At 53.2% G+C, this 17,488-nt stretch carries 18 protein-coding genes and 1 other annotated feature; of the genes, 5 read left to right on the forward strand and 13 right to left on the reverse strand.

All coding sequences use genetic code 11. The annotated features are described in order from the left end of the window. Positions 1-387 precede the first annotated feature (387 nt). From clpB to rluD, 3 genes are all read right to left on the reverse strand, one after another. A complete protein-coding gene (gene clpB, locus CHU32_RS25350; protein ID WP_103678126.1) occupies positions 388-2,961 on the reverse strand; it encodes an ATP-dependent chaperone ClpB in 2,574 nt (857 codons plus the stop codon). A gap of 125 nt (positions 2,962-3,086) precedes the next feature. Continuing rightward, positions 3,087-3,818, reverse strand: coding sequence for a purine nucleoside phosphorylase YfiH (yfiH, locus tag CHU32_RS25355; protein ID WP_103678127.1), 732 nt, complete (start codon positions 3,816-3,818; stop codon positions 3,087-3,089). Then, entirely contained in the window at positions 3,815-4,795 is a 981-nt protein-coding gene (gene rluD, locus CHU32_RS25360) for a 23S rRNA pseudouridine(1911/1915/1917) synthase RluD (protein WP_103678128.1), read from the reverse strand. The genes yfiH and rluD overlap by 4 nt, the downstream gene beginning before the upstream one ends. Before the next feature lie 131 nt (positions 4,796-4,926). Here rluD and bamD point away from each other — a divergent pair, with 131 nt between their 5' ends. The 4 genes from bamD to pheA all read left to right on the forward strand — a co-directional run bounded on the left by bamD (position 4,927) and on the right by pheA (position 7,687). Then, complete coding sequence (bamD, locus tag CHU32_RS25365; protein WP_103678129.1) at positions 4,927-5,664, forward strand: outer membrane protein assembly factor BamD; 738 nt, start codon at positions 4,927-4,929, stop codon at positions 5,662-5,664. A 261-nt stretch (positions 5,665-5,925) separates the two neighbouring features. Beyond that, positions 5,926-6,276 carry a ribosome-associated translation inhibitor RaiA gene (gene raiA / locus CHU32_RS25370; protein WP_103678130.1) on the forward strand — a complete coding sequence of 117 codons (351 nt, stop codon included), beginning with the start codon at positions 5,926-5,928 and terminating at the stop codon, positions 6,274-6,276. 104 nt (positions 6,277-6,380) lie between these two features. Further along, positions 6,381-6,506: a sequence feature (Phe leader region), on the forward strand. After that, the gene (pheL, locus tag CHU32_RS25375) at positions 6,382-6,429 is read left to right on the forward strand and encodes a pheA operon leader peptide PheL (RefSeq protein WP_103678196.1); all 48 of its coding nucleotides are present in this window, start codon (positions 6,382-6,384) and stop codon (positions 6,427-6,429) included. Its footprint overlaps the feature before it by 48 nt. 20 nt (positions 6,507-6,526) lie before the next feature. After that, complete coding sequence (gene pheA, locus CHU32_RS25380; RefSeq protein WP_103678131.1) at positions 6,527-7,687, forward strand: bifunctional chorismate mutase/prephenate dehydratase; 1,161 nt, start codon at positions 6,527-6,529, stop codon at positions 7,685-7,687. Here pheA and CHU32_RS25385 read toward each other — a convergent pair. The 10 genes from CHU32_RS25385 to ffh all read right to left on the reverse strand — a co-directional run bounded on the left by CHU32_RS25385 (position 7,684) and on the right by ffh (position 16,529). After that, positions 7,684-8,556, reverse strand: coding sequence for an SMP-30/gluconolactonase/LRE family protein (locus tag CHU32_RS25385; RefSeq protein WP_103678132.1), 873 nt, complete (start codon positions 8,554-8,556; stop codon positions 7,684-7,686). The two genes, pheA and CHU32_RS25385, sit on opposite strands and share 4 nt — an antisense overlap. Before the next feature lie 68 nt (positions 8,557-8,624). Continuing rightward, positions 8,625-9,746 (reverse strand): bifunctional chorismate mutase/prephenate dehydrogenase, encoded by a 1,122-nt coding sequence (gene tyrA / locus CHU32_RS25390; RefSeq protein WP_103678133.1) that lies wholly within the window; start codon positions 9,744-9,746, stop codon positions 8,625-8,627. A 10-nt stretch (positions 9,747-9,756) separates the two neighbouring features. Next, positions 9,757-10,827, reverse strand: a complete 1,071-nt coding sequence (gene aroF, locus CHU32_RS25395) for a 3-deoxy-7-phosphoheptulonate synthase AroF (protein WP_103678134.1) — start codon at positions 10,825-10,827, stop codon at positions 9,757-9,759. A 218-nt stretch (positions 10,828-11,045) separates the two neighbouring features. Beyond that, positions 11,046-12,407 carry a PepSY-associated TM helix domain-containing protein gene (locus CHU32_RS25400; protein ID WP_103678135.1) on the reverse strand — a complete coding sequence of 454 codons (1,362 nt, stop codon included), beginning with the start codon at positions 12,405-12,407 and terminating at the stop codon, positions 11,046-11,048. A 62-nt stretch (positions 12,408-12,469) separates the two neighbouring features. Next, entirely contained in the window at positions 12,470-12,868 is a 399-nt protein-coding gene (locus CHU32_RS25405) for a DUF2946 domain-containing protein (protein ID WP_103678197.1), read from the reverse strand. 135 nt (positions 12,869-13,003) lie between these two features. Beyond that, positions 13,004-13,351 carry a 50S ribosomal protein L19 gene (rplS, locus tag CHU32_RS25410; RefSeq protein WP_002914145.1) on the reverse strand — a complete coding sequence of 116 codons (348 nt, stop codon included), beginning with the start codon at positions 13,349-13,351 and terminating at the stop codon, positions 13,004-13,006. A gap of 40 nt (positions 13,352-13,391) precedes the next feature. Then, a complete protein-coding gene (gene trmD / locus CHU32_RS25415) occupies positions 13,392-14,159 on the reverse strand; it encodes a tRNA (guanosine(37)-N1)-methyltransferase TrmD (RefSeq protein WP_103678136.1) in 768 nt (255 codons plus the stop codon). A 44-nt stretch (positions 14,160-14,203) separates the two neighbouring features. Then, positions 14,204-14,752, reverse strand: coding sequence for a ribosome maturation factor RimM (gene rimM / locus CHU32_RS25420; RefSeq protein WP_103678137.1), 549 nt, complete (start codon positions 14,750-14,752; stop codon positions 14,204-14,206). 18 nt (positions 14,753-14,770) lie between these two features. Continuing rightward, on the reverse strand, positions 14,771-15,019 hold the full coding sequence (gene rpsP / locus CHU32_RS25425) for a 30S ribosomal protein S16 (RefSeq protein ID WP_049842059.1): 249 nt from the start codon (positions 15,017-15,019) through the stop codon (positions 14,771-14,773). A 148-nt stretch (positions 15,020-15,167) separates the two neighbouring features. Further along, positions 15,168-16,529, reverse strand: coding sequence for a signal recognition particle protein (gene ffh, locus CHU32_RS25430; protein ID WP_103678138.1), 1,362 nt, complete (start codon positions 16,527-16,529; stop codon positions 15,168-15,170). Positions 16,530-16,694: 165 nt separating this feature from the next. On the opposite strand from ffh, the gene CHU32_RS25435 reads away from it, so the two are divergent. Beyond that, complete coding sequence (locus CHU32_RS25435; protein ID WP_103678139.1) at positions 16,695-17,486, forward strand: cytochrome C assembly family protein; 792 nt, start codon at positions 16,695-16,697, stop codon at positions 17,484-17,486. The last annotated feature ends 2 nt before the right edge of the window (positions 17,487-17,488 follow it).

The following is a 17,488-nucleotide window of genomic DNA, read 5'->3' on the forward strand; positions in this document are numbered from 1 at the left end:
TTTGTCCGAAGACATTTAAGAATCCATGTCACTTTGAGTGCCCACACAGATTGTCTGATAAATTGTTAAAGAGCAGTGGCGACGCGCTTCAGCGCTCTGTCGCGAGGTCCCGTATAATACGTTTTCCTCATTCAGAGTCAAGCGTTTATTTTCGCTTTTCTCTGCCGGTGTTCATCGCTGAACCCTGCTGACCCGGCGGGCTGTAAGCCGTTGTTCCGTGTCAGTGGAGGCGCATTATAGGGAGTTATTCCGGACTGACAAGTATAAATTAAAAAAAACTTACCGTTCGCTTACTTTTCACCCAAAAACCTTAAAAACGCCTCTTTTCAGCTCATCATCTAAACAAAAACGGGCCCCACAGGGCCCGTTTAATCGTTTCTGACTGTTTTACTGTATGGCAGCGATACGATCGTTCTGTACCACCAGTTTGATCGTTTTCCCCGGGATTAATTCTCCGGAAAGTATTTGCTGCGCCAGCGGGTTTTCAATCTGCTGCTGAATAGCACGCTTCAGCGGCCGTGCGCCATAAACCGGATCGTAACCATTCTGGCTGAGCAGCTGCAGCGCGTCGTCAGAGATATGCACTTCATAACCACGCTCTTCCAGACGTTTGTACAGACGTTGCAACTGAATCTGCGCAATCGAGGCGATATGTTTTTCACCCAGCGGATGAAATACCACAACCTCATCTATACGGTTAATAAATTCCGGGCGGAAGTTGTGGCTAACTACCCCGAGCACCAGTTCTTTAATACTACCGTAATCCAGATCGCCAAAGCGCTCCTGAATCAGATCGGAACCGAGGTTCGAGGTCATAATGACGACCGTATTACGGAAGTCGACCGTTCTCCCCTGCCCGTCAGTCAAACGACCATCATCCAGCACCTGCAATAAAATGTTGAAGACATCCGGATGCGCTTTCTCCACTTCATCCAGCAGAATGACGGAATAAGGACGACGACGAACCGCTTCTGTCAGATAGCCCCCTTCTTCATAACCCACATAGCCAGGAGGTGCCCCCACCAGCCGTGAAACGGAATGTTTCTCCATAAACTCGGACATGTCGATTCGCACCATCGCATCGTCGCTGTCGAACATAAAATTCGCCAGCGCTTTGCAAAGTTCCGTTTTACCGACCCCGGTGGGACCAAGGAACAGGAACGAACCAATCGGCCGGTTCGGATCGGACAAACCAGCGCGGCTACGACGAATGGCGTTCGACACGGCCTCCACCGCTTCATTCTGCCCAATCACCCGGCTGTGCAGTTCCTGCTCCATGCGCAACAGTTTCTCGCGCTCGCCTTCCAGCATCCTGGCAACAGGGATACCGGTCCAGCGCGCCAGAACCTCAGCAATTTCGGCATCGGTGACTTTATTACGCAGCAGACGCATAGTCTTACCTTCTGACTGCGTTGCCGACGCCAGCTGTTTTTCCAGCTCCGGAATTTTGCCGTACTGCAATTCGGACATCCGCGCCAGATCGCCCACGCGACGCGCCTGTTCAATGGCGATTTTCGCCTGCTCCAGCTCCGCTTTAATGGTCTGCGTACCGGAAAGAGAGGCTTTTTCCGCTTTCCATTCTTCTTCCAGCGCAGAATATTGCCGCTCTTTTTCGCTTAACTCATCGTTGAGCATATCCAGGCGTTTCAGGCTGGCCTCATCAGACTCTTTTTTCAGCGCCTGCTGTTCCAGTTTCAACTGAATAATACGGCGATCCAGACGGTCCAGCTCTTCCGGCTTCGAGTCGATCTGCATACGAATACTGGAAGCCGCTTCGTCAATCAGGTCGATAGCTTTATCCGGCAGCTGGCGATCCGCAATATAACGGTGCGATAACGTCGCTGCCGCGACAATCGCCGGGTCGGTGATCTGCACGTGGTGATGCAGCTCATAACGTTCTTTCAGACCACGCAGGATGGCGATCGTGTCTTCCACAGATGGCTCGGCGACAAACACTTTCTGGAAACGACGTTCCAGCGCCGCGTCCTTTTCAATGTATTGACGGTATTCATCAAGCGTTGTGGCACCGACGCAGTGCAGTTCACCGCGAGCCAGGGCAGGCTTCAGCATATTACCGGCGTCCATCGCGCCGTCCGCCTTGCCCGCGCCGACCATCGTGTGTAACTCGTCAATAAACAGGATCACGTTACCTTCCTGTTTTGACAGATCGTTAAGCACGCCTTTCAGACGCTCCTCGAATTCACCACGATATTTTGCGCCAGCCACCAGCGATCCCATATCCAGCGCCAGCACGCGACGGCCTTTTAATCCTTCCGGCACTTCACCGTTAACGATACGCTGCGCCAGACCTTCAACAATGGCGGTTTTACCGACGCCAGGCTCGCCAATCAGCACCGGGTTGTTTTTCGTACGCCGTTGCAGTACCTGAATGGTACGGCGAATTTCTTCATCACGGCCGATCACCGGATCGAGTTTGCCCTGCTCGGCACGCTCGGTCAGATCGACGGTATATTTCTTTAATGCCTGACGCTGGTCTTCGGCACCCTGATCGTTCACGCTGTCACCTCCGCGCATAGTATCAATCGCCTGGGTCACATTGGCCGTGGTTGCGCCAGCCGTTTTCAGCAAATCGGTCAGCGTACCGCGTGATTCAAGTGCCGCCAGTACAAACAGCTCTGACGAGATAAAGTTGTCACCGCGCTTTTGCGCCAGCTTGTCGCACAGGTTCAGGACGCGTACCAGATCCTGAGACGGTTGCACGTCGCCGCCGGTGCCTTCTACCTGCGGCAAACGGCTCAACGCCTGATCGATAGCTGTGCGAAGCTGACCGGCGTTAACGCCAGCCGAAGTCAGTAAAGGACGCACCGACCCCCCTTCCTGATTCAGTAAGGCGCTCATTAAGTGCAGGGGTTCGATAAATTGGTTGTCTTGCCCAAGCGCAAGAGACTGGGCGTCGGCAAGAGCAAGCTGGAATTTGTTGGTAAGACGATCCAGACGCATGATTCCTCCCATAACAGGTCAAATTTGCTACTGGAGATTAAATGAGGTCATCCCTCAATTATTCAAGGTTAAAGACCTGAGTATGTGAAAAAAAAGTTACGTCTGGATCGTCTTGATTCTATAGGTTATCTCAGCCAGATGAAACTTGCCATTCGGCCGGTTGTTTTATCGCGTCGGTAAGAGAAAAAATGCTGCTTTTCGCTAAACGTGCAGCGGTCGCCGCCAAAGACGTTATCCACCCCGACGCGCGCCAGTCGTTGACGGGCAAGCAAGTAGATATCAGCGAAATATTTTTCTCCTGCCGGGCGAAATGCGCTTGATGCTTCCGCCGCTTTTGCCATAAACGCCTCACGCACTTCTGCTCCAACTTCAAACGCCGCGGGACCGATAGCGGGTCCCATCCACGCCAGAATATTTTCAGGCTGGTCATTAAAGCAGGCGATGGTTTCTTCCAGCACTCCTTCACACAGCCCGCGCCAGCCCGCATGGGCCGCAGCCACCTCGGTGCCGGCCCGATTACAGAATAACACCGGCAGGCAGTCCGCCGTCATCACCGCACAGACTGTGCCGGGCGTCGAACTATAAGACGCATCAGCACGTTTTGAAAGATAAGGCCCGCCGCTCAGGGTTAAAACCGCGTTACCATGAACCTGTTCGAGCCAGACGGGTTTTGAAGGCAGACCACCCGCAGCAAACAGACGAGTGCGGTTCTCCTCTACGTGCTCCGGGTTATCGCCACAATGCGCCCCGAGGTTCAGAGAATCATACGGCGGTAGACTTACACCTCCGATACGCGTAGAGCTACAGGCCCCCACGCCCTGTGGCGCGGGCCATTGCGGGACGATCACATTTGTCATAGCCAGGCAACGTCATCCTTATGTTCTTCAAAGTCGGCGCGCATAGCCTCAATCAAATCGATCATATCCTGTGGGATCGGCGCGTGCCATTCCATCTCAATACCGCTTATCGGATGGTACAGACGCAACATGGTTGCGTGCAGCGCCTGACGATCGAACTTACGCAGCGCGGTAATAAAGGCTTCCGATGCCCCCTTCGGCGGACGCGGACGGCCACCGTAAAGCTGATCGCCGACCAGCGGATGCGTAATATGCGACATATGCACGCGGATCTGGTGGGTACGCCCGGTCTCCAGACGCAAACGCAGACGCGTATGAATACGGAAGTGCTCCATAATACGATAATGCGTCACCGCCGGTTTGCCCATCGGGTGAACGGACATATGCGTGCGTTTAGTTGGGTGACGGCTGATGGGTTCATTAACGCTTCCACCCGCCGTCATATGACCAATAGCCACCGCTTCATACTCACGGGTAATTTCGCGCAGTTGCAGGGATTCTACCAACCGCGTTTGCGCCGGAACGGTTTTTGCCACCACCATCAAACCGGTAGTGTCTTTATCCAGACGGTGAACAATACCTGCGCGAGGAACGTCGGCAATCGGCGGATAGTAATGCAGCAGCGCATTCAGTACCGTACCGTCCGGATTACCCGCGCCAGGGTGAACCACTAAATCGCGCGGCTTGTTAATAACGAGGATGTCATCATCTTCATAGACGATATCCAGCGGGATGTTCTGCGGCTCGAAGCGAGCTTCTTCTTCGATTTCAGCATTGATGGCCACGGTTTCCCCGCCCAACACTTTCTCTTTCGGCTTGTCGCAAATTATGCCGTTAACCTGCACCTGTTGAGCAAGTATCCAATCTTTCATTCGCGATCGCGAATAATCAGGGAACAATTCGGCCAAAGCCTGATCTAAGCGTTGACCGAGTTGAGTTTCGGACACCGTTGCGGTGAGTTGTACTAGTTGTGCCATAGACAGCTTCTTCGTTTAACGTTGGGTTTTACGGCTTTGCCGTATAATATAGTGTGCTATTGTAGCTGGTCTTAATCGGGAGCATGAACAGTTAATCTCCCGCATAAACATTCTGAGGAAGTCAAAACGTCATGATGCGCATGAAATATCTGGTGGCAGCAGCCACACTGAGCCTGGCTTTGGTGGGGTGCTCCGGCTCAAAGGAAGAGGTACCTGATAATCCGCCTGCGGAAATCTACGCGACTGCTCAGCAAAAACTGCAGGACGGTAACTGGAAACAAGCAATAACGCAACTGGAAGCGCTGGATAATCGTTATCCCTTTGGGCCTTATTCGCAACAGGTGCAGTTGGATCTGATCTACGCATATTATAAAAATGCCGATCTGCCGCTGGCACAGGCTTCTATCGATCGCTTTATGCGTCTGAACCCGACCCATCCTAACATCGACTATGTAATGTACATGCGCGGGTTGACTAACATGGCGCTGGACGATAGCGCGCTTCAGGGGTTCTTCGGTGTCGATCGTAGCGATCGTGATCCGTTGCATGCCCGCGATGCCTTTAACGATTTCTCGAAGCTGGTGCGCGGTTATCCCAACAGCCAGTACGTTACCGATGCCACAAAGCGTCTGGTCTTCCTGAAAGATCGTCTGTCTAAGTATGAATACTCCGTGGCGGAATATTATACTCAGCGTGGCGCATGGGTCGCCGTGGTGAACCGTGTTGAAGGTATGCTGCGCGATTACCCTGATACACAGGCAACGCGTGACGCCCTGCCGCTGATGGAAAACGCCTATCGTGAAATGCAGATGAACACGCAGGCTGAGAAAGTGGCGAAAATTATCGCTGCTAACAGCAGCAACACCTGATTTTCTCTTTTCTAACGTAAAACGGCAGCCCTCAGGCTGCCGTTTTTTTATCCATTTGCTGAGTGATGCGACTCAGATCATCCCATCAAATATGGCGGGTAATTTCGCTGACTTCAAGCAAAATAACGCCTCTTCATGTTCTGTCTCACAAAAAGTCTTCGTTGACAAAAAGTGACAAAAAAATGTGATTTTCATCACGCAAATTGCCCTTAGTCACGTTATGCTGAGATCACCAAGACGGAAAGACAAGAGGTAAAATTTATGACAATGAACATTACCAGCAAGCAAATGGAAATCACCCCGGCAATACGCCAACATGTCGCCGACCGTCTCGCCAAACTTGATAAGTGGCAAACTCACCTGATAAACCCGCACATTATTCTGTCAAAAGAACCGCAAGGGTTTACTGCGGATGCGACGATTAACACCCCTAACGGGCACCTTGTCGCCAGCGCGAAACATGAAGATATGTACGCCGCCATTAACGAATTGATCAACAAGCTGGAACGGCAGCTCAATAAAGTGCAGCACAAAGGCGAAGCGCGCCGCGCCGCGACCTCGGTGAAAGACGCTAACTTCGTTGAAGAAAAAGTTGAAGAAGAAGAGAAGTAACCCCCTTATATTGAGTGTATCGCCAACGCGCCTCCGGGCGCGGTTTTTGTTGACAGAGTGAAAACAGAGCGGGTACTTTACCTCTATCGACGTCAGGACATTATTATGAAAATCATCCCGTTTTTCTTCGCATTCTTTTTTACCTTCCCCTGAACGGGAGGCGTTTCGTCGTGTGATAAAGAATGCGAAGACGAACAATAAAGCCTCCCACTCCGGGGGGCTTTTTTATGGACAACAGACAGGCGAGATTATGACTGAGGAAAACCCGTTACTGGCCCTGCGCGATAAAATCAGCGCGCTGGATGAACAATTACTGGCGCTGCTGGCCGAGCGCCGTGGGCTGGCCGTTGAAGTCGGCAAAGCTAAGCTCACCTCTCATCGCCCGGTTCGCGACATCGACCGCGAGCGCGCCCTGCTTGAGAGATTGATTCAGCTTGGCAAAACACACCAGCTTGACGCCCATTATATTACCCGTCTGTTCCATCTTATTATTGAAGACTCCGTGCTGACCCAGCAGGCGTTGCTGCAGCAGCACCTTAATAAAACTGACCCGCAATCCGCGCGCATCGCATTTCTGGGCCCCAAAGGCTCGTATTCCCATCTGGCCGCGCGCCAGTATGCGGCCCGGCATTTTGCCCAGTTTATTGAGAGCGGTTGTGCAAAATTTGCCGATATTTTTAACCAGGTGGAAACCGGCCAGGCGGATTACGCCGTCGTACCGATTGAGAACACCAGTTCCGGCTCGATCAATGATGTCTACGATCTGCTCCAGCACACGTCGCTTTCGATCGTCGGAGAAATGACGGTGACTATCGATCACTGCCTGCTGGTGTCCGCCACCACTGACGTGAATAAAATCAGAACGGTGTACAGCCATCCCCAGCCGTTCCAGCAGTGCAGTCAGTTCATTAACCGCTACCCGCACTGGAAGATTGAATATACCGAAAGCACGTCGGCGGCAATGGAGAAAGTCGCGCAGTCCGCGTCCGGCGACGTTGCCGCGCTGGGGAGCGAAGCGGGCGGCGCATTGTATGGTTTACAGGTGCTTGAGCGTATTCAGGCAAACCAGACGCAGAATTTTACCCGCTTTGTGGTGCTGGCGCGTAAGGCGGTTGAGGTTTCCGATCAGGTTCCGGCGAAAACCACCCTGCTTATCGCTACCGGTCAGCAGGCCGGTGCGCTGGTTGAAGCGCTGCTGGTACTGCGCAATCACAATGTGATCATGACCAAACTGGAATCACGCCCGATTTACGGTAATCCCTGGGAAGAGATGTTTTATCTGGATATCCAGGCCAATCTTGAATCGCGGGCAATGCAGGCCGCGCTTAAAGAGCTGGCTGCCATTACCCGCTCCATGAAAGTGCTGGGCTGCTATCCGAGTGAAAACGTGGTGCCGGTCGATCCGGTTTAATCCTCAGTAAATGGCCGTTTCTTCACCCCTGCCACGCTGACGGGCAGGGTGAAGATCGCCCCGGAGAGCGGGTATTGCGCAATTTCCTGCGCGTCCATATTTTCTCGCGTAGTGGTGATAAACAGCGTTTTCATCTCCGGGCCACCAAAGCACACCATCGTCGGGCAACGTACCGGCAATCGGTATTCTTCTAATTGCTCGCCCTGCGCAGAAAAGCGGGCGATACGCCAGCCGTCATACATCGCACTCCAGTAACCGCCTTCGACATCCACCGCTGCACCGTCAGGACTACCTTCACCTTCAGCAAACTGGCGGAAGATTTCGCGCTGGCCCGGTTCACCTTCGGCGTCCAGCGGCGTGCGGTAAATGACATTATTGGGCGTATCAGAACTGTACATCCACTTTTCATCGTCGCTAAACGCCAGACCGTTAGAGCCCTGGATATCACTCTGGATCACCTGCGGTGTCAGATCGTTACCCACTCTCATCAGCAGCGCCCCGTTATAATCGCCGGGGGACCAGAAGGTGCCTGCATAAAAACGCCCTTTCCGGTCGGTTCCCCCGTCATTAAAGCGGGCCAGTTGCGGGTTAGAGGGATTATCACAGATCTTGTGTGTCAGCAGACCGCGTTTATCCGCCAGCCAAATGGCATGACGCAGCGCGACGATAAAACCGCCCTTCTCCCGTAGCGCAAAGCAACCGACCTCTTCAGGAAACTGAAGAACCTGGTGATCGCCACTTTGCAGGTGATAACGGTGGATTTCGCCTTCAAGAATATCGGCCCAATAGAGTGCCTGCTCATCCTCGCTCCAGGTCGGACACTCAGGCAGATGCCCGGTATAATCAAACAGTGGTTGCAGTACGGCCATATCCTTCTCCCTTATAAAAAAAGCCAGCGGGTCTCCCCTCTGGCTTTTGAGTATATACAGGATTTTACTTACTGGCGGCTATCGTTTGCCTGGCGCAGCAGCCCGCGACTTTCACTCTGAAAGCGCTGCGCGTAATCGCCAAACCAGTGTTCAACTTTACGAAAGCTATCGATAAACGCCTGTTTATCACCCTGCTCCAGTAAGGTAATGGCATCGCCAAAGCGCTGGTAATAACGTTTTATCAGCGCCAGATTATTGCCTGAGGCCATAATAATATCGGCGTAAAGCTGCGGGTCCTGAGCAAACAATCGTCCAACCATCGCCAGCTCCAGACGATAGATAGGCGATGAGAGCGCCAGAAGCTGTTCAAGCTGTACATTCTCTTCCGCCAGATGAAGACCGTAGGCAAAAGTGGCAAAGTGGCGGAGCGCCTGAATAAACGCCATATTCTGATCGTGCTCGACCGCACTGATACGGTGAAGACGCGCACCCCAGACCTGGATCTGCTCAAGAAACCACTGGTACGCCTCCGGCTGACGACCATCGCACCAGACCACCACCTGCTTGGCGAGACTCCCGCTATCCGGGCCAAACATCGGATGTAACCCCAGCACCGGCCCCTTGTGCGCAGCCAGCATCGCCTGTAGCGGTCCGTTTTTCACCGAGGCCAGATCCACCAGAATGCAATCTTCTGGCAGCGTCGGTAGCTGACGGATAATCTGCTCCGTGGCATGAATGGGCACGCTGACAATCACCATCCCGGCATCGGCAACAATCTCTTCTGCCTGCGCCCAGTCCTCTTTTTCGAGGATTTTTACCTGGTAGCCGGAAAGCGTGAGCATTTTTTCAAACAGGCGTCCCATTTGCCCACCACCACCGACAATCACTACCGGGCGCAGCGTCGGACAGAGGGTTTTGAAACCTTTGTCGTTTTCGCTGGAATAGGATTCCCGCATCACCCGGCGCAGGACGTCTTCAATTAAATCGGGCGGTACGCCCAGCGCTTCTGCCTCTTTGCGCCGCGAGGCCAGCATAGACGCTTCACGCTCCGGAACGTAGATCGGCAGGCCGAACTGGCTTTTTACTTCCCCGACTTCAGCCACTAATGCCAGCCGCTTCGCCAGCAGCCCCAGCAGCGCCTTATCCACTTCATCAATTTGATCGCGTAGCGCGGTCAACTCAGCAACCATAACCAACCTCTTATCCCAGACGCGCCGCCATATGGCCCTTCAAATCACTATCGATTTCGCGCAGCAGCGCGTCGGTCGTTTCCCAGCTGATGCAGGCATCGGTGACAGAGACACCGTACTGCATCGCGCTGCGCGGCTGCTCTGAAGACTGGTTGCCTTCATGAATATTACTTTCAATCATCAGGCCGATAATCGATCGGTTGCCATCTTTGATTTGAGCAACAGCGGATTCAGCAACTGCAGGCTGACGGCGGTAGTCTTTATTCGAATTCCCATGGCTGCAATCTATCATCAGAGAAGGTTTCAGTCCTGCCTGTTGCATCTCTTTTTCGCACTGCGCGACATCTGCCGGGCTGTAATTTGGCGCTTTGCCGCCGCGCAGGATCACATGACCGTCCGGGTTGCCCTGGGTTTGCAGCAGACAAACTTGTCCTGCCTGGTTAATCCCGACAAAACGATGAGACTGGGCGGCGGCGCGCATCGCATTGATTGCCGTTGCCAGACTGCCGTCGGTACCATTTTTAAAGCCCACCGGCATGGAAAGGCCGGACGCCATTTCGCGGTGAGTTTGTGATTCGGTCGTGCGCGCTCCGATAGCAGACCAGCTAAACAGATCGCCAAGGTATTGCGGACTATTCGGGTCCAGCGCTTCGGTTGCCAGCGGCAGCCCCATATTAACCAGTTCCACCAGCAGATGACGGGCGATTTTCAGACCGGCTTCGACATCAAACGAACCATCCATATGCGGATCGTTAATTAACCCTTTCCAGCCGACAGTGGTACGGGGTTTTTCAAAATAGACGCGCATTACCAGATAGAGGCTATCGCTGACCTCTGCGGCAAGAGTTTTAAATCGACGAGCGTATTCCAGTGCCGTTTCCGGATCGTGGATAGAACAGGGACCGCAAACCACCAGCAAACGGGGATCGCGCCCGGCAATAATGTCGGAAATGGTCTTACGCGACTGTGCTATCTGCGCTTCCTGCGCGGCGCTGAGCGGAAACTGCGCTTTCAGCTGTTCAGGGGTGATTAAAATCTGTTCGTCGGCGATATGTACGTTGTTCAGCGCGTCTTTTTGCATGATGGCAATCCTGTCTGGCTCGTTTGCGATAAAAGTATCCTCAACAGAGGAGGCTTCACAATATCACAAGAGGTAAAGAATTCAATACATATATTGTACACTTTACTTTACAAAAGCAAAATAATCACGGTGTATTGCGGATGATTTTGTAAACTTAATTTTACATAGACATAAACTGGCCAAACATCCTGTTCAGCCATAAGTACATTTCCACGCCGTCAGCTCTGATTCGCCATCCGCCTGTGGCTTTTTCGCCAGCGCGCATAATCTGCCAGCAGAAAAACGACCAGACTGCTCCCCATCACCGGCATCGCGATGCCAGTGATAAGCGCACAGAGCAGGGCGACCATTCGCCCGGCCGGAGAGAGTTGCATTACACTTTGCAGTAGTGAGTTTACCGGACTTTGCGCGCTTACCGCCGGACGACGGCTCCACCACAGACAGTAGCCGGCAATAATACTCACACAGAGCGCTGCGCCAAAGGCGATGAGCAGCAGTTGATTCGGCAGCCCAAACAGTACCCCCATATGAAAATCCACGCCCCAGCGTGTCAGCTTCGCCATCAGCGGAAAGTCGGCAAAATGAGTGCGATCAACAATGCGGTGGGTTTTACTGTCCACCGCGACGGCATCTACCTGGGTTGGCCAGCGACGGTCAATTTCAGTCACTGTCCATGCACGATCGGCACTTTGCGCGGGTCGAATTTCAACTTTATGCGCCGCTATCCCGGCAGACCGGGCGATATGCAGCACGTTATCGAAATCGGCCAGAGAAGGCTGATCTTCCGCCATCGCCATTCCGCCGTGGTGCGCGTGGTGCTCCGCATGCGGATCGTGAACCTCCGCCCCTCCCTGAAGTTGAGTATTCACCTGCGGCGTCAGCCAGTTAAATGCCGCGCGCATTTTATCGACATTTCCCCCCGCCCACTGTGACCAGGTTAAGCCAGTGGCGGAGAACAGCAGCATACCCGCTAATAATAACCAGCCGAGCGTGACATGCAGACGGCGGGTGTTCTGCACGCGATTGTTAATACGCCGCTTAGGACGGGTAAAAAACCACAGCGTAATGCCCCCCAGTGCGGCAATCCACATCCACGATGCCGCCAGTTCGCTATAGATTCTGCCAGGATCGCCAAGCAGTAACGAACGGTGAGCGTAGTCGATCCACTGGCGTAGCGGTAAAATGCCGCTGGTGCCGTACACCGTCATGTCGCCTTTCACCGCCAGCGTCACCGGATCAATAAAAATGGCGCGGCTTTCTGAAACGCCGAGCGCGGGGTCGGCATACATCACCCGGGTCGTCTCGCCCGCCTCCAGACCCGGTCGCACGGCCTGAATCGATAAATGTCCCCCCGTCACCTGTTGTGCAATGGCAATTTGCTGCGCCAGAGGTTGCCTCTCGCCCTGCAACGTGCCGTGCAGCGTATCGTGATAGATCCACTCCTCCAGTTGAGGCGTGGCGACATAGAGCGTCCCGGTCAGGGCCGCAACAAAAATAAAGGGGCCGACAAACAGGCCAATATAGAAATGAAGTCGCCGCAGCAATGTTACCCATGCCGCGCGTGAAGTGCTGGTTGTCATACTTTTCCTCAGATAAAGTCAAACAGCGTTATACGCACAAGCGTATAAACGTCAGGTCAGAATCAGGGCAAAGCAGACGCACGCGGCGGCGCGCGGGTATCGGGATACAGCCAGGGGAAAAAATACCAGTGTTTAACCACCGGGCGCGGCGGCTGGCTCTTCTGGCGAAGAAGCACTGCACATAGCAGAATAGTCAGTGCCAGCAGCAGTCCAGGAACATGCGCCAGCAACACACAGTAGCCGCACGCTTCGCCATGATCGACTGGCATACTCATCGGCATATCATGCTCAGCATGTCCGGCCATCATGCTCATATCATGATGCATCCCCGGCATGGCACTCATGGGATCTTTTTGCAGGGAGACAGAAATCAGCGGGGCCACTACGATCAGCAGGATCGCAAACAGCGCGAGCCATGCCGCGATGCGTGTCTTACCTGGCTGACGTCGTGCATTGTGAATCACTTACCCTCCCGCTGCGAGCGGCTATTGTAAATGATTTATGTCAAAATAGTTAACTCAATACGTTTTCTGAGCATGAAAAAAGGGCCAGCCCACTGGCCAGCCCTTTTATACGGATGTCGCGAAAGCGATATCTTAGTTAAGACGCTCTTTGATACGAGCAGACTTACCAGTACGCTCACGCAGGTAGTACAGTTTAGCTTTACGTACAGCACCACGACGTTTAACAGCAATGCTGTCAACTACCGGAGAGTGAGTCTGGAAGACACGCTCAACGCCTTCGCCGTTGGAGATTTTGCGAACAGTGAATGCAGAATGCAGACCGCGGTTACGAATAGCGATAACCACGCCCTCAAATGCCTGCAGACGTTTTTTGGAACCTTCAACAACCCATACTTTCACTTCCACGGTATCACCCGGACGGAAGGAAGGTACGTCCTGCTTCATCTGCTCTTGTTCAAGTTGCTTAATAATGTTGCTCATAATTTAATCTCTTATCCTGGGTAAACTGATATTTGGGGGCTTACGCCTGCCCATCATGTTTATGTTGCTGTTCTGCGTGCTCTGTTTTGAACTCCGCCAGCAACCTTGCTTGCTCTTCAGTCAGAGCCAGGTTTTCCAGAAGTTCAGGTCTTCTAAGCCAGGTGCGGCCCAGCGACTGCTTCAGACGCCAGCGACGTATCCCGGCATGGTTTCCCGACAGCAATACCGGCGGTACTTCCATCCCTTCTAACACTTCAGGACGCGTATAGTGTGGACAGTCCAGCAACCCATCAGCAAAAGAATCTTCCGTTGCTGATGCTTCATGGCCCAGAACTCCCGGTATAAACCGGGCAACCGAGTCAATCAGCGTCATTGCCGGTAACTCACCACCGCTGAGAACGTAATCGCCGATAGACCATTCTTCGTCAATCTCGGTTTGAATTACGCGCTCATCTACGCCTTCGTAGCGACCGCACACCAGAATCAGTTTCTGATTCGTTGCCAGTTCGCTGACGCCCGCTTGATCAAGCTTGCGTCCCTGAGGTGACAGATAAATCACCTTAGCGCCTTCCCCTGCCGCGGCTTTTGCTGCATGAATGGCATCCCGCAAGGGTTGCACCATCATTAACATCCCCGGTCCGCCGCCGTAAGGACGTTCGTCCACGGTACGGTGCCGGTCATGCGCGAAGTCACGAGGACTCCAGCTCTGGATGTTCAGCAGGCCATTTTTTACAGCCCGGCCAGTTACCCCGTAATCGGTAATTGCGCGGAACATTTCAGGAAACAGGCTAACAATACCTATAAACACAAGCCTATCTCCACTACGCCGTCATTTACCGTTTATCCGGTGGTTTAAAAACCAGGATCCCAATCTACTTCGATAGTACGAGTAGCGAGATCGACTTTCTTGATAACCTGCCCATCGAGGAACGGCACGAGGCGTTCCTTGATACCAAACGCATCTTTCAGGTTTGCCTTAATGACGAGAACGTCATTCGATCCGGTTTCCATCATGTCAGTGACTTTACCGAGATCGTAGCCTTCAGTGGTCACTACCTGGCAGCCCATAAGGTCTTTCCAGTAATAGTCACCCTCTTCCAGCTGCGGCAACTGCGTTGAATCAACGACAATTTCAAAATTAGTCAGTAAATTCGCGGCATCGCGATCGTCAACGCCTTTCAGCTTGATGATCAAATCCTGATTGTGGTGCTTCCAGCTTTCCAGCTGTACTGGCTGCCACTGACCCGCCTTCTGGATAAACCAGGGCTGATAGTCAAAAATGCTTTCGGCGTCTTCGGTGGAAGAAAACACTCTGAGCCAACCACGAATTCCGTAGGGAGAACCCATTTTTCCCAGTACAACCGGTTCAACGGGAACCTGTGCGGCGAGTTGCTTGCTCATCATGACCACCGTGACAGATTAAGCTGCTTTTTTTGCTTCTTTGATCAGCGCGGCAACGCGATCGGAAAGGGTCGCGCCCTGGCCAACCCAGTGAGCGATGCGATCCAGATCCAGGCGAGTGCCTTCTTCTTTTTCGCTGGCGATCGGGTTGAAGAAGCCAACGCGCTCGATGAAGCGACCGTTGCGTGCATTACGGCTGTCGGTGACAACAACCTGGTAAAACGGACGCTTTTTAGCGCCGTGACGAGCTAAACGAATAGTTACCATAACATCCTCTTGTGTGAATAAAACACCGGGTCCCATCGAGGGAAGGGACCCGGTGTCATATTAAAAGCCCGAAAATTTTACTGATTTCTGGGGAAATTGCAATCAGCATATGCTTTACATAGTCCAAACAAGCTATATGCCCTTGTTTTTAGCGCCCCGGGAAGCCCGGTGGCATCATTCCCTTCATCCCGCGCATCATTTTCGCCATTCCGCCTTTCTTCATCTTCTTCATCATGCGCTGCATGTCGTCGAACTGTTTGAGCATGCGGTTAACGTCCTGAACCTGCATACCACAACCCTGCGCAATGCGGCGCTTACGTGAACCTTTGATGATTTCCGGCTTCGCGCGTTCTTTCATGGTCATTGAATTGATGATGGCTTCCATGCGCACCAGGACTTTATCGTCCATCTGCGATTTCACGTTGTCCGGAATTTGCCCCATCCCCGGCAGCTTGCCCATCAGGCTGGCCATACCGCCCATATTTTTCATCTGTTTAAGCTGTTCGAGGAAATCGTTGAGGTCAAAGCCGTCACCTTTCTTCAGCTTGCTGGCTAACTTCTCCGCCTGCGCGCGATCGACTTTGCTTTCGATATCTTCGATAAGCGACAGCACGTCGCCCATACCGAGAATGCGCGACGCGATCCTGTCCGGATGGAACGGCTCCAGCGCTTCGGTCTTCTCGCCAACACCGAGGAATTTAATCGGCTTGCCGGTAATGTGACGAATAGATAACGCGGCACCGCCACGGGCGTCGCCGTCGACTTTGGTCAGCACCACGCCGGTCAGCGGCAGCGCTTCGTTAAACGCTTTCGCCGTATTGGCCGCATCCTGGCCGGTCATGGCATCGACAACAAACAGGGTTTCTACCGGATTGATAGACGCATGCACCTGTTTGATTTCGTCCATCATCGCTTCGTCAACGTGCAGACGACCGGCGGTATCCACCAGCAGCACGTCGTAGAACTTCAGCTTTGCTTCTTTCAGCGCGGCGTTAACGATATCAACGGGCTTTTGCGCCACATCTGACGGAAAGAAATCAACGCCGACCTGCTGAGCCAGCGTCTCAAGCTGTTTGATCGCCGCCGGACGATACACGTCGGCAGAGACGACCAGCACTTTCTTCTTGTGCTTCTCGCGCAGAAACTTACCCAGCTTACCGACGCTGGTGGTTTTACCGGCCCCTTGCAGGCCCGCCATCAGCACCACCGCAGGCGGCTGCGCGGCCAGATTCAGCACCTGATTCTCTTCGCCCATCGCTGCAACCAGCTCGTTGCGCACGATTTTGACGAATTCCTGGCCCGGGGTCAGGCTTTTATTGACTTCATGACCAACCGCTTTCTCTTTTACGCGGTTGATAAAATCACGCACTACCGGCAGCGCAACGTCAGCCTCCAGCAGCGCCATACGCACTTCACGCAGCGTCTCTTTAACGTTTTCTTCAGTAAGGCGTCCACGGCCACTGATATTGCGCAGCGTGCGCGACAAACGATCGGTTAAATTATCAAACATTGTCTCTCGCCTGAGGTGGAAACGGTCGGTCGCAACAGCGACACGTTTACAGAATTTTGCCGCAGTATAACATGAAGCCGCCTTTGTTGTTATGCAACGGTTGGAGCGGAGGTCACGTAACGTTATACTAACTTTCTTTCTTCCCAGTGAACCGTCAATACTCCTATGCCTGTTTTTGCGCTGCTCGCTCTTGTTGCCTACTCTTTCAGCCTGGCGCTGATTATCCCCGGCCTGCTTCAGAAAAACAGCGGCTGGCGGCGCATGGCCATTCTGTCGGCGGTTATCGCGCTGGTTTGCCACGCTTTTGCCCTTGAGGCGCGCATTTTTCCTGACGGCAACGGCGGGCAGAATCTTAGCCTGTTGAATGTCGGCTCGCTGGTCAGCCTGATGATTTGTACGGTGATGACGATTGTCGCCTCACGTAATCGCGGCTGGCTGCTTTTGCCCGTGGTTTATACCTTTGCCTTTATTAATCTCGCCTTCGCGACCTTCGTCCCTAACGAATACATCACCCATCTGGAGACGACGCCGGGGATGATGGTGCACATTGGCATGTCATTATTCTCCTACGCAACGCTAATTATTGCCGCGCTCTACGCGCTGCAACTGGCATGGATTGACTATCAGCTCAAAAATAAAAAGCTGGTATTCAACAGTGAAATGCCGCCGCTAATGAGTATTGAGCGCAAAATGTTTCACATCACCCAGATTGGCGTCGTGCTGCTCACCCTGACGCTGTGCACCGGTTTGTTCTATATGCATAATCTTTTCAGCATGGAGAACATCGACAAAGCCGTGCTGTCTATTGTGGCGTGGTTTGTTTATGTCGTTCTGCTGTGGGGACACTATCATAAAGGCTGGCGCGGCCGCCGCGTGGTCTGGTTCAACGTAGCAGGCGCATGCATCCTGACGCTGGCGTATTTTGGCAGCCGCGTCGTGCAGCAGTTCGTAAGCTAAGG

The sequence above is a fragment of the Superficieibacter electus genome (assembly GCF_002915575.1).
Classification (GTDB): Bacteria; Pseudomonadota; Gammaproteobacteria; order Enterobacterales; family Enterobacteriaceae; genus Superficieibacter; species Superficieibacter electus.